18 protein-coding genes are annotated in these 15,319 nt (G+C 63.3%); 13 read left to right on the forward strand and 5 right to left on the reverse strand.

The window, feature by feature from the left end:
* The first annotated feature begins 39 nt into the window (after positions 1-39).
* Together WA070_RS14350 and folP are read left to right on the forward strand one after the other, a co-directional pair.
* Positions 40-1,173, forward strand: coding sequence for a site-specific DNA-methyltransferase (locus WA070_RS14350; RefSeq protein ID WP_422634609.1), 1,134 nt, complete (start codon positions 40-42; stop codon positions 1,171-1,173).
* A gap of 56 nt (positions 1,174-1,229) precedes the next feature.
* Positions 1,230-2,354, forward strand: coding sequence for a dihydropteroate synthase (folP, locus tag WA070_RS14355; protein WP_422634610.1), 1,125 nt, complete (start codon positions 1,230-1,232; stop codon positions 2,352-2,354).
* A gap of 165 nt (positions 2,355-2,519) precedes the next feature.
* Here the strand turns inward: folP and WA070_RS14360 are convergent, their stop codons facing one another.
* Together WA070_RS14360 and WA070_RS14365 are read right to left on the reverse strand one after the other, a co-directional pair.
* Positions 2,520-3,176 carry a hypothetical protein gene (locus tag WA070_RS14360; protein WP_422634611.1) on the reverse strand — a complete coding sequence of 219 codons (657 nt, stop codon included), beginning with the start codon at positions 3,174-3,176 and terminating at the stop codon, positions 2,520-2,522.
* 80 nt (positions 3,177-3,256) lie between these two features.
* Complete coding sequence (locus WA070_RS14365; protein ID WP_422634612.1) at positions 3,257-4,705, reverse strand: sigma-54-dependent transcriptional regulator; 1,449 nt, start codon at positions 4,703-4,705, stop codon at positions 3,257-3,259.
* Positions 4,706-4,855: 150 nt separating this feature from the next.
* Between WA070_RS14365 and WA070_RS14370 the strand changes: the two genes are divergently transcribed.
* The 6 genes from WA070_RS14370 to WA070_RS14395 all read left to right on the forward strand — a co-directional run bounded on the left by WA070_RS14370 (position 4,856) and on the right by WA070_RS14395 (position 9,134).
* Positions 4,856-4,981: an aa3-type cytochrome c oxidase subunit IV gene (locus WA070_RS14370; RefSeq protein ID WP_422634613.1), complete on the forward strand. Its 126-nt coding sequence runs from the start codon at positions 4,856-4,858 to the stop codon at positions 4,979-4,981.
* Positions 4,982-5,017: 36 nt separating this feature from the next.
* On the forward strand, positions 5,018-6,142 hold the full coding sequence (locus WA070_RS14375) for an NAD(P) transhydrogenase subunit alpha (RefSeq protein WP_422634614.1): 1,125 nt from the start codon (positions 5,018-5,020) through the stop codon (positions 6,140-6,142).
* 136 nt (positions 6,143-6,278) lie between these two features.
* Positions 6,279-6,641, forward strand: coding sequence for an endonuclease domain-containing protein (locus WA070_RS14380; RefSeq protein WP_422634615.1), 363 nt, complete (start codon positions 6,279-6,281; stop codon positions 6,639-6,641).
* Between the two features lies 1 nt (position 6,642).
* A complete protein-coding gene (locus WA070_RS14385) occupies positions 6,643-6,927 on the forward strand; it encodes a proton-translocating transhydrogenase family protein (protein WP_422634616.1) in 285 nt (94 codons plus the stop codon).
* The gene (locus WA070_RS14390) at positions 6,927-8,360 is read left to right on the forward strand and encodes an NAD(P)(+) transhydrogenase (Re/Si-specific) subunit beta (RefSeq protein WP_422634617.1); all 1,434 of its coding nucleotides are present in this window, start codon (positions 6,927-6,929) and stop codon (positions 8,358-8,360) included. Before WA070_RS14385 ends, WA070_RS14390 begins: the two co-directional genes overlap by 1 nt.
* A gap of 84 nt (positions 8,361-8,444) precedes the next feature.
* Positions 8,445-9,134 carry an aspartate/glutamate racemase family protein gene (locus WA070_RS14395; RefSeq protein WP_422634618.1) on the forward strand — a complete coding sequence of 230 codons (690 nt, stop codon included), beginning with the start codon at positions 8,445-8,447 and terminating at the stop codon, positions 9,132-9,134.
* 310 nt (positions 9,135-9,444) lie between these two features.
* Here WA070_RS14395 and pyk read toward each other — a convergent pair whose 3' ends face one another.
* On the reverse strand, positions 9,445-10,896 hold the full coding sequence (pyk, locus tag WA070_RS14400; protein ID WP_422634619.1) for a pyruvate kinase: 1,452 nt from the start codon (positions 10,894-10,896) through the stop codon (positions 9,445-9,447).
* A gap of 104 nt (positions 10,897-11,000) precedes the next feature.
* On the opposite strand from pyk, the gene WA070_RS14405 reads away from it, so the two are divergent.
* From WA070_RS14405 to ruvC, 5 genes are all read left to right on the forward strand, one after another.
* The gene (locus WA070_RS14405) at positions 11,001-11,300 is read left to right on the forward strand and encodes a DUF1244 domain-containing protein (protein ID WP_422634620.1); all 300 of its coding nucleotides are present in this window, start codon (positions 11,001-11,003) and stop codon (positions 11,298-11,300) included.
* Between the two features lie 43 nt (positions 11,301-11,343).
* The gene (locus tag WA070_RS14410; protein WP_422634621.1) at positions 11,344-11,586 is read left to right on the forward strand and encodes a DUF2312 domain-containing protein; all 243 of its coding nucleotides are present in this window, start codon (positions 11,344-11,346) and stop codon (positions 11,584-11,586) included.
* Positions 11,587-11,604: 18 nt separating this feature from the next.
* Positions 11,605-11,931, forward strand: coding sequence for a heavy metal-binding domain-containing protein (locus WA070_RS14415; protein WP_174525906.1), 327 nt, complete (start codon positions 11,605-11,607; stop codon positions 11,929-11,931).
* 69 nt (positions 11,932-12,000) lie between these two features.
* Complete coding sequence (locus WA070_RS14420) at positions 12,001-12,744, forward strand: YebC/PmpR family DNA-binding transcriptional regulator (RefSeq protein WP_422634622.1); 744 nt, start codon at positions 12,001-12,003, stop codon at positions 12,742-12,744.
* Positions 12,745-12,874: 130 nt separating this feature from the next.
* Positions 12,875-13,366 carry a crossover junction endodeoxyribonuclease RuvC gene (gene ruvC, locus WA070_RS14425; protein ID WP_422634623.1) on the forward strand — a complete coding sequence of 164 codons (492 nt, stop codon included), beginning with the start codon at positions 12,875-12,877 and terminating at the stop codon, positions 13,364-13,366.
* Between the two features lie 108 nt (positions 13,367-13,474).
* Here the strand turns inward: ruvC and WA070_RS14430 are convergent, their stop codons facing one another.
* Positions 13,475-14,194, reverse strand: a complete 720-nt coding sequence (locus tag WA070_RS14430) for a dienelactone hydrolase family protein (protein WP_422634624.1) — start codon at positions 14,192-14,194, stop codon at positions 13,475-13,477.
* 9 nt (positions 14,195-14,203) lie between these two features.
* Positions 14,204-15,199 (reverse strand): 50S ribosomal protein L11 methyltransferase, encoded by a 996-nt coding sequence (locus tag WA070_RS14435; protein WP_422634625.1) that lies wholly within the window; start codon positions 15,197-15,199, stop codon positions 14,204-14,206.
* Between the last annotated feature and the right edge of the window lie 120 nt (positions 15,200-15,319).

A 15,319-nucleotide genomic window follows, 5' to 3' on the forward strand; every position in this document is an offset into this window, starting at 1 on the left:
ACTCATCGCTGGCCCTACGAAATCGACGGGGGCAGACTGATGGGTGTGATGGAGCGCGTTGCGACGCGGCGGAAGAAGGCGATAGCGCTCGCCCCGGCGGTGCCGATCGAGGCGGATCGCCTGCTGCGTGGCGATTGTATATCGGAAATGGCCAAGCTGCCCGACGGCTGCATCGACATGATCTTTGCCGATCCACCCTATAATCTGCAACTGGGCGGCGACCTGTTCCGGCCCGAAGGCGGGCGGGTCGATGCAGTCGATAATGACTGGGACAAGTTCGATACGCTGGCTGCCTATGACCGCTTTACCAAGGCGTGGCTGGCGGAAGCGCGGCGCATATTGAAGCCGGACGGCACGATCTGGGTCATCGGCAGCTACCACAATATCTTCCGCGTCGGCACTGCCTTGCAGGATGAGGGCTTCTGGATCCTCAACGACATCATCTGGCGCAAGGCCAACCCGATGCCCAATTTCAAGGGCACGCGGTTTACCAATGCGCATGAGACTCTGATCTGGGCCAGCCAGGGCGAAGATGCGCGATATACGTTCAATTATAAGGCGATGAAGACGCTGAACGATGAATTGCAGATGCGGTCCGACTGGGTGCTGCCGATCTGTGGCGGGCAGGAGCGGTTGAAGCGCAACGGGACGAAGGCGCATCCAACGCAAAAGCCCGAAGCGTTGCTGTATCGCGTGATGCTGGCCTGCACCAAGCCGGGCGATGTCGTGCTTGATCCATTTTTTGGTACTGGCACGACTGGCGCGGTGGCCAAGCGGTTGGGGCGCAAATGGATCGGTATCGAGCGCGAAGATAGCTATATCGAGGTAGCGCTGGAGCGGATCGAGGCGGCGTTGCCGCTCGACGAATCCTCGCTTACCATCATGCAGACCGCGCGCCAGCAGCCCAAGGTCGCGTTCGGCACGCTGGTGGAGACAGGCTATCTGACGCCCGGCACGATTCTGAGCGATATCAAGCGTCGATGGAGCGCCACGGTGCGGGCGGATGGATCGCTGGCGATAGGGGCGGATAGCGGGTCGATCCACAAGATCGGCGCGACGTTGCAAAATGCGCCTAGCTGCAACGGCTGGACATTCTGGCATATCGAACAGGATGGCAAGCTGCTGCCGATCGATACGCTGCGCCAGACCTATTTGCTGGCCAACGAGCCTTGATCCGATTCGACTGACTTAACGGCATCGACTGTGCTCGGGGCGAACGGAGAGATAAGATGACGTTGCCTCAAATCCCCGCTGACGCCCGGCTCTACCTGCGTCCGGTCTGGTTCGTGCCGACCCCGATCGGCTTGCCCGATGGCGCGGCGGCGCGGATGGGCAATGGGCTGATCTGGTTTCAGGGGTATGAACTGACGGCACTGCGGGGCAGCGAGCGGCTGTTGCGGACGACCATAGCGGTTGGGGATTTCGAGGCGGCGGTGGCGCAGTTGCCCGATCCGCTGGCGGCAAGGGCGCGGAGGCTGGCGGCGAATATATCTGCGCCGCGTTTGCCGCTGGTGCTGGGCGATCGCACGATCCGGTTCGACGCGCCGCAGGTCATGGCGATCCTGAACATTACGCCCGACAGCTTTTCCGATGGCGGCAAGCATGTCGGCGATCCGCAGGCGGCGGCGGACGCGGGCTATGCCAGGACGGCGGCGGGGGCGGCGCTGGTCGATGTGGGTGGCGAGTCGACCCGGCCGCGCGCGGAGAAGCTGTGGGAGGGTGACGAAATCGCGCGGATCGTGCCGGTGATCGAGCGGCTGGCGGCGGCTGGCGTGCCGGTATCGGTCGATACCCGCAAGGCGGCGGTGATGGAGGCCGCGCTGGCGGCCGGGGCGCGGATCGTCAATGATGTCAGCGCGCTGCTGCATGATCCGCGCAGCATGGACGTGGTGGCGCAGGCGGGTTGCCCGGTCATCCTGATGCATGCGCCGTCGGCAGGGGACGATCCCCATGCCAATCCCGATGGATATGGCGATGTGGTAGCGGATGTGTTCGATCATCTGGAGGCGCGGATTGCCGCGTGTCTGGAGGCGGGGATTGCGCGGGATCGGATCATGGTCGATCCGGGGTTGGGCTTTGGCAAGAGCCTGGCCGACAATCTGGCGCTGGTGAATGGGCTGGCGACATTTCAGGGTTTGGGCGTGCCGTTATTGTTCGCGGGGAGCCGCAAGCGGTTGATCGGCGCGCTGTCCAATGAAGCGCCTGCTGCCGGCCGGCTGGGCGGGTCGGTTGCGCTGGCGTTTCGCGCGGCGCAGCTGGGCGCGCAGATGGTAAGGGTGCATGATGTCAGGGAGAGCGTGCAGGCGGTGCAGCTTTGGCGCGGGCTGGCGGATGCGGGGTTGAGCGCGGTTTAGGGCCTGGCGATTTCCAGAGTGAGGACCACAGGTCTACGCGCTTTTGGAGAGAAGGTCGTTACGGATGTGTAATGAATGTGAGCGTTGGTGATCGCCGTCAGGGCGTAGGCTCGCTTCGCTCGCTACCCACCCCCTAACCCCTCCCTGAAAGGGAGGGGAGTTTTGTTATTGCGCGCTGGTGGTCGCTGGAGCCGCTGCGTTGGTGGCGTTTTCCGCTGGTGGTACGGTCATTTCGCCATCGGGCGTCTCTGCCTTGGGGGCGAAGATGCGCATGCTGGCGAGCGTCTTGTCCATGATGGGCTTATATTGTTCGCTGAGCATTTCGGGATAGACGAAGGTCGCGGTCACGATTGAGCCGTCAGGCTGACGCAGCAGGCGGATGGCGACATTATTGCCTTCGCCGTCATTGGCGGTGCCGCGATATTCGTTTTCGCCGATATATTCGCCGTTGACGCCCTCGGACCCGCTGCTGACCGTGCCGACGATCTGTTGCAGCGTCTGATCCCTGTCATTTTGTTGCCAGAAGACGCGCACGTCCGCGCCCGCGCCGGGATCTTCATAGACCGCGCCCTCATCGGTGCTGGCGCCCTTGTTGATCATCCATCCTTCGGGGAAGGTGACTGAAAAACCATGTTCGATATTGGTATAGAGCCGGGTTTCGTCGGCATCGGCGGCTTGTTGGCTCGTCAGCGCCCTGGCTGCGGCGGCGTTGGCGGCGGCCGCCAGTTCCTCCTGCGTCGGCATGTCGGACACCGGCTCGGTCCGGCCACAGGCGACGAGCAGGAGGAGTGGCAGGCATGATGCGAAGGAAAGGCGTGTCATCCGCATTCCAAAGCACAGCCGCGCCAATTGTTCAACGCCCTTGCCCGCGAGGCGTGTCGTTCAGCGCGTTGGGCCGCGCGTCAGGCCGCGCTGTCGATGCCCAGTTCGGCCAGTTTGCGATAGAGGGTGGAGCGGCCGATCCCCAGTCGCCGGGCGACTTCGGTCATGCGGCCGCGATAATGGCCGATGGCGAGGCGAATGACGTCGGCCTCGATTTCGGCCAGTTGGCGGACATGGCCGTCGCCTTCGAACAAAGTGATGCCCGCGCCGTCTCGGTGGGGCTGGCTGGCGGCGCGCGGACGCAGATGATGGACGTCGGTGCGGTCGCCAATCTTGATCTGCGCAGCGATCTGAGGAAAATCCTGCGGCGTCAGCGCGTCGCCTTCGCACAGGACGGCGGCGCGGAAGAGGGCGTTCTGCAACTGACGGACATTGCCGGGCCAGCCATGCTGCATCAACAAAGCGAGCGCGTCGTCGGTGAGGCCAAGGCCGCGCAGGCCCGGCTGGGTCGCGATCCGCGCCAGCAGGTGGCGGCACAGCGCGGGAATGTCGCCCATGCGGTCGCGCAAAGGCGGCACGGTGAGTTGGACGACGTTGAGGCGGTAATAAAGGTCTTCGCGGAAGCGGCCTTCCTCGACTTCCTCGATCAGGCGTTTGTTGGTGGCGGCGATCACGCGCACATCGACATGGACGGGGCGGCGCGCGCCGATGGGCTGGACTTCGCCATCCTGCAGGACGCGCAGCAGTTTGACCTGTGCGTCGAGCGGCATTTCGCTGATTTCATCGAGGAATATGGTCCCCATGTCGGCGCTGGCGAATTTGCCGACGTGGCGGTCGAACGCACCGGTGAAGGCCCCGCGTTCGTGGCCGAACAGTTCCGATTCGACCAGGTTGGATGGGATGGCGCCGCAATTGACCGTCACCATCGCCTGTTTGTGGCGGGGGGAGGCGGTGTGGATGGCGCGGGCGATGACGTCTTTGCCCACGCCGCTTTCGCCCTCTATCAGGACGGGCACGCGCGCACGGGCCGCTTTTGCCGCGATGGCGAGCGCGGTGCGGAATTGCGGGGCGGACCCTACGACGTCCTCGAACGAGAGGGGGGCGGTGATTTTTTCGGTGAGCGGGCGCAATTCGCCACGCGCGCTGCCCTCCATCACCGTCGCGTTGAGCGCGGCGAGCAGCCGTTCGGGCGCAATCGGCTTGGACAGATAATCGGTGGCCCCTGCGCGCATCGCATCGACTGCGACCGCGACATTATTATGCGCGGTCAGGATCAGGATAGGGAGCGAGGGACGGCGTTCACGAATTTCGCGGATGAGGCCAGATGGTTCGTAATCGGGACTCCACTGGTCCAATATGATCGCGTCGAGCAGCATCCCGTCCTGCGTGCCGAGCGTCGCAATGGCGGTCTCTCCATCCTGCGCAAAAATCGTCTTCCACCCTGCACGGGCTGCCAATGCCGAAACGAGCCGCCTTTGCGCCGGTTCGTCGTCGATCAACATCAGCATCGGTATGCCGTCGCGCGCCATTTACACCCCTTGGTCAGAATAGGGGGACGATAGCGCGCGCAAGTAAAGGGCCGCTTAACCGCAAAAGATTTTCTTGGCGCTGTGCGGGTTGAGGGTGAAACAGGTTGGGGATAAGAGGTAGCCCACAATCATTGCAGAAGGGGATCGGACATGGCGTCGGACGGCAACATCAAGAATGCAGCTAAAACTTATGACAGCTTCATCGGTGTGATGAAATGGGGCACGATTGCCAGCATCGCGGTTGCGGCAATCGTGGTGCTGCTGATCTCCAGCTAAAAAGCGGCGGGCGTTTAGGAGGGGGATATAAGAATAATGAAAATAGCAGTGGTAAAAGAACAGGCGGCAGGCGAACGGCGTGTCGCCGCCACGCCCGAAACAGTAAAGAAGTTCATCGCACTGGGCGCGCAGGTCGCGGTGGAGGCAGGCGCTGGCCTGACCGCATCCATCGCCGACGCTGATTATGGTGCGGCGGGCGCTACTGTAGCGGATCGCGGCGCGACCGTGGCGGGCGCGGACATTGTGTTGGGCGTGCAAGGCCCGGATGTAGCGAGCATATCGGGCGCTGCGCCGGGGGCGTGGATCGTTGCCGGCCTTAATCCTTTCGGGGAACGGGCGCGGGTCGATGGCTATGCTGCGGCTGGCTATGAGGCGCTGGCGATGGAGTTCATGCCGCGCATCACGCGCGCGCAGTCGATGGACATATTATCGTCGCAATCGAACCTGTCTGGGTACAAGGCCGTGCTCGACGCTGCGGGTGAATATGGCAAGGCGTTTCCGATGATGATGACGGCGGCCGGCACGGTGTCGGCGGCCAAGGCGTTCATCATGGGGGTTGGCGTCGCGGGGCTTCAGGCGATCGCCACCGCGCGGCGGCTGGGCGCACAGGTCAGCGCCACCGACGTGCGCGCCGCGACGAAGGAACAGATCGAATCGCTGGGTGCCAAGGCGATCTTCGTGGAGAAGGTCGCCGGGATCGAGGGCGAAGGCGCTGGTGGATATGCCACCGAAATGTCCGACGAATATAAGGCGGCTCAGGCCGAGCTGGTCTCCGCGCATATCGCCAAGCAGGACATCGTCATCACCACGGCGCTGATCCCCGGCCGCGCCGCGCCGCGCCTCATCACCGACGCGCAGATCGCGACGATGAAGCCGGGTAGCGTGATCGTCGATCTGGCGGTTGAGCAGGGCGGCAATGTCGAGGGTGCGGTGGCCGGTGAAGTGGTCGTGCGCCATGGCGTCAAGATCGTGGGGCATCGCAATGTGCCCTCGCGCCTGGCGACCGACACGTCGGCGCTGTTTTCGCGCAACCTGTTCAACTTCCTGTCCGCATTTTGGGACAAGGAGAAGAATGCGCCGGTGCTGGACGAGGAAATCGGCAACGCCATTCGCCTGACGCAGGGTGGCAGGGTTGTGAACGAGCGGTTGTTGGCGAGTTGATGGCTGGGATGGTCCCCATCCTCCCCTGCAAGGGGAGGGGGACCGCCAGCTTGCTGGTGGTGGAGGGGTGTCACCCTCTCGATAGGGGGACACCCCTCCGTCAGGCTTCGCCTGCCACCTCCCCTTGCAGGGGAGGATGACGGTGCTGCAAGGGCGGGGTCATCAAGCCAGGCAGCTTCGTGGCGCCATGTCCCTGCCCGAAGTGAAGCTATGGCAAGTGCTTCGGGAGCGGCCGGGAGGCTTGAAGTTCCGTCGCCAACATCCATCCGGTCCTTATGTAGCAGACTTCTACTGTCACGAGGCGCGGCTCGTCATCGAGGTGGACGGCGAAGGGCATAACCGGGGTGATGCCCCGCTGAGCGATGAACGACGTGATGGCTGGTTCGCGGCAAGAGGACTGTTGGTCCTGCGGATACCGGCCATGACGATCTTGAACGAACTGGACACTGCCGTCGCCGGGATCATGGCGACGGCCAACGAACAAATAGGGGAGGACTAGAATGGACTTTATTTCCATCCTGTCGGTTTTCGTGCTGGCGTGTTTTGTCGGCTATTATGTGGTGTGGTCGGTGACGCCTGCGCTGCACACGCCGTTGATGGCGGTCACTAATGCGATTTCTTCGGTCATCATCGTGGGCGCGCTGGTCGCGTCGGCGGAAGCGGGGAGCGCGGCGGCCAAATATCTGGGGCTGCTGGCGGTCGTGCTGGCGTCGGTCAACATCTTCGGGGGCTTTGCCGTGACCGAGCGCATGCTGGCGATGTACAAGAAGAAGGAGCGCAAGTGATGCATGACATTGCGCAAATCCCATGGGGGGTGAGCCTGGCCTATCTGGCCGCGGGCGTCCTGTTCATCCTCGCGCTGCGTGGGCTGTCCAGCCCGGCGACCAGCCGTCGCGGCAACCGCATGGGCATGATCGGCATGGGCATCGCGGTCGCGACCACGCTCTATACGCATGATGTGGTGAGCCTGCCGGAGATCGTCGGGGCGATCGCCGTGGGTGGTGGCATCGGCTTCATCATCGCGCGGCGGATCGCGATGACGGACATGCCGCAGTTGGTGGCGGCGTTCCACAGTCTCGTCGGGCTTGCCGCCGTGCTGGTCGGCGCGGCTGCCTATCTCAATCCCGGTGCGTTCGGTATTGCGGATCTGGTGACTGGCCAGATTCATAATGCCAGCCGCATCGAACTGGGGCTGGGCGTGGCGATCGGCGCGATCACCTTTTCAGGCTCCGTCATCGCCTTCCTGAAGCTGAACGGTAATATGTCGGGCAAGCCGATCATGCTGCCGGGGCGTCATGTCATCAATCTGGGGACGCTGGTCGCGATCGTCGGGCTGATCGGCTGGTTCTATGCGATGCCCGCGCCCACGCAGGTGCCATGGCTGTTCTGGACAGTCATCGGCCTGTCGTTCGTCATCGGCTTCCTGCTGATCATCCCGATCGGCGGGGCGGACATGCCGGTCGTGGTGTCGATGCTCAACAGCTATTCCGGCTGGGCGGCGGCGGCGATGGGCTTCACGCTGGGCAACAGCGCGATGATCATCACCGGCGCGCTGGTGGGGTCTTCCGGTGCGATCCTGTCCTACATCATGTGCAAAGCCATGAACCGCAGCTTCATCAGCGTGATCGCTGGCGGATTTGGCGCGGAGAGCGGGCCTTCGGGTGCGGGCGGACCCGTGATCGACCGTCCCTACAAGCGCGGCAGCGCGGAGGACGCGGCGTTCCTGATGAAGCAGGCCGACAGCGTCATCATCGTGCCGGGTTACGGCATGGCGGTGAGTCAGGCGCAGCATGCGCTGCGCGAAATGGGCGACCTGCTGAAAAAGGAAGGGGTGAAGGTCAAATATGCGATCCACCCCGTTGCGGGCCGTATGCCGGGGCATATGAACGTGCTGCTGGCCGAAGCGAACGTGTCCTATGACGAAGTGTTCGAGCTGGAGGACATCAACAGCGAGTTTGGCCAGTGCGACGTCGCCTTCGTCATCGGGGCGAACGACGTGACCAACCCGGCGGCCAAGACGGACAAGACATCGCCCATTTACGGCATGCCGATTCTGGACGTCGCTAACGCCAAGTCGGTGCTGTTCGTCAAGCGATCCATGGGCGGGGCTGGCTATGCCGGTGTCGACAATGAAGTGTTCTATATGGACAATACCATGATGCTGCTGGCCGATGCCAAGAAGATGGTCGAGGAAATCGTCAAGGGGCTTGCCCACTAAGCGGGCCATCCCCTAACCATCAAGGGACGGCAGGGCGCCATGCCTTGTCGTCCTTTTTCATTTTACGGGTTCGCGGGGGATAGCATGCATAAACTTGGCCTGATCGGCGGTCTGAGCTGGACCTCTACCGCCCGCTATTATGAGATCATCAACAAGGCCGTGCATCGCGCAAAGGGCGGGCAGCATAGCGCGCCGTTGGTGATCGAAAGCCTGGACTTTGCGGAAGTGGCGCGATGCGCGACCGATGATGATTGGGATTGCGCGGCACGGCAGTTGATCGAAGCGGCCGTGCGGCTGGAGAAGGCGGGCGCGGGGGCGCTGCTGATCTGCGCCAATTCGATGCATCGCGTGTATGAACGGGTGCAGGAATCGGTACGCATCCCTGTCCTGCACATCGCCGAACAGGTCGGCCGTAAGATGCAGGCGGACGGTATCGAAAAAGCGGCGCTGATCGGCACGCGCAACGTCATGACCGAGAAATTCTATCGCCAGCGGCTGGTGGGGCATGGCGTATCACTGCTGCCCCCAGACATGGACCTCGCCGAGCGGATCGACGCAATCGTCTATGACGAACTGACCGTGGGGAAGGTCAGCCGCGAATCCGAACGCTATATGAAGTCGGAACTGACCGACATCGCCAAGCAGGATGTGCAGGCGGTGGTGTTGGCCTGCACCGAACTGGAACTGATCGTGGACGTCAGCGCGAACGTGCTGCCCATCTATGACTGCACCCATATCCACGCGATGGCAGGGGTCGATTACATATTGGGGTAAGTGGAAGGCCTCGTCCGTCTGGTTCTAGCCTGTCGAGAAATGGAAGTGCGGCGCTCTGGCTTCTCGACTTCGCTCGAAGCGAACGGAAGCGGGAGGCATGGTCTGAAAACCTGCTTTCGACGTGCCGCGCTTGTAATGATCAGCGCAAATGGACTGCACCGGGTCCGTTCGTTTCGAGCGTGTCGAGAAACCCGCGCACGGCGCTGACAACTTCTCGACTGCGCTCGAAGTGAACGGGTAGGTGTAAGGTCATCAGGCTGCCAAAGCAGTAAGAGGGGGCGCGGGTCGCGTTCCCCCCTACCCGACCCGTCTATTCGCGACCTTTCAGTTCGTCGCCGCGTATCGTGGCGACGTGCAGGACGTTGGTGGACCCCGGCGTGCCGAAGGGAACGCCCGCCAGCACGACGATCTTGCCGCCCTTTTCCGTCATGCCGTGGCGCAGGGCCATGCGGCGTGCCTTGCCGATCATTTCCTCGAACGTGCCGATATCCTTGGTCCGTATCGCGTGTACGCCCCAGGTCAGCCCCAGCTTGCGCGCGGTATCGGCGCGCGGCGTCAGCGCCAGGATCGGCGCGGAGGGGCGTTCACGGGCTACGCGCCGCACCGTGCTGCCCGATGAGGTGAAGCAGGTTATGACGCTTGCCCCCACGACGGACACAATATTGCTCGCCGCCTCCGCCAGAGCGTCGGCGGTGGTCGCGTCGGGCTTGGTTTCGGTAAAGTGCAGCCGCGCATAATAGCCCGGATCACGCTCGACGCTGTGGGCGATGCTGTCCATCATCGTGACGGCTTCGACCGGCCATGCGCCCGCCGCCGTTTCCGCCGACAACATGATCGCATCCGCCCCGTCATACACTGCGGTTGCGACGTCGGACACTTCGGCGCGGGTTGGGGTCGGGGCGGTAATCATGGATTCGAGCATCTGCGTTGCCACGACAACCGGGCGGCCCATGCGCCGTGCCGTCGCCACGATCTGCTTTTGCAGCGGCGGCACGGCCTGCGGCGGCAATTCCACGCCCAGATCGCCGCGTGCGACCATCACGCCATCGGCCAGTTCGATAATCTCCTCCAGCCGCTGCACGGCGGAGGGCTTCTCGATCTTGGCCATCAAGGCACCATAGCCGCCCATCAGCTTGCGCGCTTCGGCCAGATCCTCGGGCCGCTGCACGAAACTGAGCGCGATCCAGTCGCACCCCTGCTGCATCGCGAAGCTCAGGTCGCGGCGGTCCTTGTCGGTCAGCGCGGGCACCGGCACAACCACGTCGGGGACGTTCACGCCCTTGCGATTGGACAGTGCGCCGCCGACCTCCACGATCGTTTCGATCCGCCCGCTATCGACCGACTTCACCCGCAACACCATCTTGCCATCGTCCAGCAACAGGCGCGTACCCGGCACCAGCGCGGCATAGATTTCGGGATGGGGCAGGTTGACCCGGTTGGCGTCGCCCGGCGTGTCGCTGCGGTCCAGTATGAACGTCGCGCCTTTTTCGAGGACCACCAGACCCTTTTCGAAGGTGCCCACGCGCAACTTTGGCCCTTGCAGATCGCCCAGTATCGTCGTGGGCCGCGCAAATTCCTTTTCCAGCGCACGGATGGTAGCGATGCGGGCGGCATGATCCTCATGCGCGCCGTGGCTCATATTGATGCGGAACGCGTCAGCGCCTGCGATGAACAGGGCGCGGATCATCTCCGCACTGTCGCTGGCCGGGCCAAGGGTCACGAGAATGCGAACCTTGCGCGTTCGCGGGGGTAATCTTGTCATGGCGTCTCCTGACCGTCATGGGCGCCTCTGGCTTGCCTGGGCGTCGTTATGGTTTATCCGTGCTGCACGACAGGATGATGTAAATCAGCGAAAAGGAACCGCCGATGTCGGACACCATACTCACAGATGCCGCCGCTGCAACCGCCTTCCGGCGTCTGGTTGCGCATTTGCAACATCGCACCGACGTGCAGAATATCGATCTGATGGGCGCGGCGGGCTTTTGCCGCAATTGCCTGGCCGACTGGGTAGCCGAAGCGGACGGTGCGATGGACAGGGACACGGCGCGAGAGGTCATCCACGGCATGCCCTTTGCGCAATGGAAAAACCAGCATCAGGGCGACGCGACGCCCGAACAAATCGCGCGGATGAAAGAGAGTGTGGCGAAGAACGCCGACAGCCATTAGGAGCCACGGCCAACCCGATTCACATCTAACCGGAGAATACCCCATGGCCGAAGACAATGTCGCCGCCGACCAGCTACGCCTGCTGATCGAGCGTATCGAGCGTCTGGAAGAAGAGAAGAAGGGCATTGGCGACGACATCAAGGATGTCTATCTGGAAGCAAAATCAACGGGTTATGACCCAAAGATCATGCGCCAGATCGTCCGATTGCGTAAGATGCAGCCGCATGACCGGCAGGAAATGGAAGCCATTCTCCAGACCTATCTGTCCGCGTTGGGCATGGAATAAAGAAAAGGAGCAGCGCCCATGTCCGAGATTATCGTGAGCACCACCAGCCGTCTGGAAGGACGGCCCGCCAAGGAATATCTCGGCATCGTCACCGGGGAGGTGATCGTGGGCGCGAACCTGTTTCGCGACCTGTTTGCCAGCGTGCGCGACATAGTGGGTGGCCGTTCGGGCGCCTATGAGGATGTGTTGCAGCGCGCTCGCGAACAGGCGATCGGTGAAATGCGCATGCGGGCCGCGACGCTGGGCGCGAATGCGGTGGTCGGCGTGGACCTGGATTATGAGGTGCTTGGCTCCAATGGCTCCATGTTGATGGTGTCGGCGTCTGGGACCGCGATTCTCGTCTGACATTGCGCGCGGCGCTTGCCCTCGCTAGAGAGCGCCCTTCGGTTTCACAGATAAGTCAGGGAGAAGGCCGTGGCCGGCCATTCCAAATTCAAGAACATCATGCATCGCAAGGGCGCGCAGGATAAAAAGCGCTCCTCGATGTTTTCCAAGCTGAGCCGCGAAATCACCGTCGCGGCGAAGATGGGCATGCCCGATGTGGACATGAACCCGCGTCTGCGCCTTGCGGTCAACGCGGCCAAGGCGCAGTCCATGCCCAAGGACAATATCCAGCGCGCGATCGACAAGGCGATCGGCGGCGACACCGACAATTATGAAGAGATCCGCTATGAGGGCTATGGTCCCGCTGGCGTGGCCATCATCGTCGAGGCGCTGACCGACAACCGCAATCGCACTGCGACGAACGTGCGGACCGCTTTTTCGAAGAATGGCGGTAATCTTGGCGCGTCGGGCGCGGTGAGCCATGGGTTCGACCGCATGGGGCTGATCACCTATCCGGCCAGCGCGGGCGACGCCGAAGCGATGTTCGAGGCGGCACTGGAAGCCGGTGCGGAAGACGTGTCGTCCAACGATGACGAGCATGAAATCTGGACCGCGATGGATTCGCTGCACGAAGTCGCCAAGGCGCTGGAAGCCAAGCTGGGCGCGGCCGATGGCGCAAAGCTGGCGTGGAAGCCGCAGACGACTGTCGAACTCGATGAAGCCAATGCCGCGACCCTGTTGAAGCTGGTCGATGCGCTGGAGGATGACGACGACGTCCAGACCGTGTGGGGCAATTATGAAGTGTCCGACGAGGTTATGGAGAAATTAGGTTGATCTTTGATCCCTCTCTCCCTGGGGGAGAGGGCATTGTTGCAGGGCGACCGTTGGTCCCCTCTCCAAGCGCGGCTAGCCGACCAGTCGGCAAGCCTTGCTATCCTCTCCCCCAAGGGGCGAGAATCGGCGCATGATCCTGCTTGGGCTTGATCCCGGCCTTGGCACGACGGGCTGGGGGCTGATCGCTGCGGATGGCAATCGGCTGACGCATATCGGCAATGGCCAGATCAAGACGGATAGCGCCATGCCGCTGGCGTCGCGGTTGCTTGTGCTGGACCTGACGCTGACTGACCTTATTCTGGAACATCGGCCCGATGGTGCGGCGGTCGAGGAGGTGTTCGTCAACGTCAATCCGCAATCGACGCTGAAGCTGGGGCAGGCGCGGGGGGTCATCCTGCTGAATGCCGCGCGTTCGGGCATGGAGGTTGGCGAATATGCCGCCCGGCTGGTCAAGAAATCCGTCGTTGGCGTGGGCAATGCGTCCAAGGATCAGGTTCATGCCATGGTGTCGCGCCTGTTGCCGGGTGTGAAGATCGTTGGGCCTGACGCCGCCGATGCGCTGGCGGTGGCCATCACCCATGCGCATCATCTGGCCAGCGCGCGGCGGATTCCCACGCGCTGATTGGGAGGGCTCGTCCGTTCGTTTCGAGCGAGGTCGAGAAACGCAGGGGCGGCACTGGGCTTCTCGACTTCGCTCGAAGCGAACGGATCAGGGTGACGTCATACCGCTCTAAGTGAACAGATCGCCCACAAAGTCCTTCATCGAACGGAAGCTGCGGCGGTCGGCGTCCGGGCTGTAGGCGAGGCCCTTTTCCGGCATGTTCACCGATTCGTCGGTGAAGGCGTGGCCGGTGCCGCCATAGGCGTGGATTTGCCAGTCGCATCCCGCATCGGTGAGTTCCTGCGCCAGCGCGACGGTGGCGGGCGGTGGGGCGATCGGGTCGTCCCAGCCGTGGCAGACCAGCAGCTTTGCGGTGATCGCGGCATTGGGGAAGGGCGGGGCGTCATAGACGCCGTGGAAGCTGACTCCGCCAGCAATGTCCGCGCCGCTGCGGGCGAGGTCCAGCACGCATTTGCCGCCGAAGCAGAAGCCGATCGCGGCCGTGCGCGCGGCATCGACCTGCGCCATGGCCTTGAGAGTGTCGAGCGCGCCGATCACCCGGTCGCGCAGCATGGCGCGGTCGGCGTTGAGCAGGTTCATATAGACGGCGGGATTTTCGTCGGCGCGGCTGGTGCGCTTGCCCTGTCCGAACACGTCGGCGACCAGCACGGCATAGCCCAGCGCGGCGACTTTTTCCGCGTAGATAAAATCGGCTTCCTTGGTCCCCAGCACGTTGGGGAAGAGGAGGATGCCGGGCTTTGGGCTGGCGCCGACGTCGTCGAAAACCGCGACGCTTTCGAACGTCTCGTCCGTGCCTTCATGGATGATCGTGCTGCGGATGATGGCCATGGGTGTCTCCTAAATGCTGCCGAAACCGGGGGCGTCGCCGCGTGCTGCCGGATTGATCCTGCGGGGGCGTTTCCAGCCGATCGTGGGGCGTTTGCGCAGGCGCAATGTCGGCCAGTCGCCACGGTCGGCGCGCTCGGCGAGGCGCATCCCCTGCGCGCGATAGGCTGCGAGGACGGCGTCGGCTTGATCCTTGAGCAGGCCCGCGAGCAGAATGGTGCCGCCATCCTCCACCAGCGCGCACAGCGACGGGGCGAGTTCGATCAGCGGCCCGGCGAGGATATTGGCGATGAGCAGATCATAGGGCGCGCGCCCGATCAGCGCGGGATGATTGCCGCCAGCAGCCGTCACCAGTGCCAGCCGCCCCTGTCCATGGCCCAGCGGAACGCTGTTGGCGGCGGCATTTTCGACGCTGATTTCCACGGCAACCGGATCGATATCCGACGCGATGGCATAGGCGCGCGGCCACAGGTTCAAAGCGGCGAAGGCCAGCAGGCCAGTGCCGGTGCCGATATCGGCGACATTGCGGCAGCGCGTGCCGACCCGGTGCATCCGGTCCAGCATGGCCAGGCACCCTGCCGTCGTTTCATGCTGGCCAGTGCCGAACGCGCGGCTGGCCGTGATGAGCAGATTGACGTGGCCGGGCTGTTCAGGGTCGATGGCGAGGTTACGGACGTGGAAGCGGCCAGCGGTCACTGGCTCCATTCCCTGCTGGCTGATCGTCACCCAATCTTCGTCGGGTAACGCAACGACCACCGGCTTGGAGCGCGCGGCGCTGGGGACGAGCGTGCGGAGCAGCTTAATCGCGGCGGGGCTGGGTTTTCCTTCGAAATAGGCGTCGAGTTGCCATGCCTCTTCATCATCGGGCGTGGCTTCGCTGGTCATCAGCACCGGCGGGCTGTCCATCAGGGCGAAGGCAGCGATGTCGCCGTCGAGCGCTTCGGCTTCGGCGCGGGTGCAGGGGAGGGTGACTTTCCAGCTTTGTGCTGGTGGTGCGACATCGGTCATGCCGCTGCCTTTAGACCAGCCGATCGGGCAGGGGAAGCGTGGGCGGTGTGGAGCAGCGTGTTCCCGCGCAGGCGGGAATCCAGTTCTGACGTCTGGACTGGATTCCCGCCTGCGCGGGAA

Origin of the sequence: Sphingobium sp. (genome assembly GCF_049304695.1) — a bacterium.
Taxonomy (GTDB): Bacteria; Pseudomonadota; Alphaproteobacteria; order Sphingomonadales; family Sphingomonadaceae; genus Sphingobium.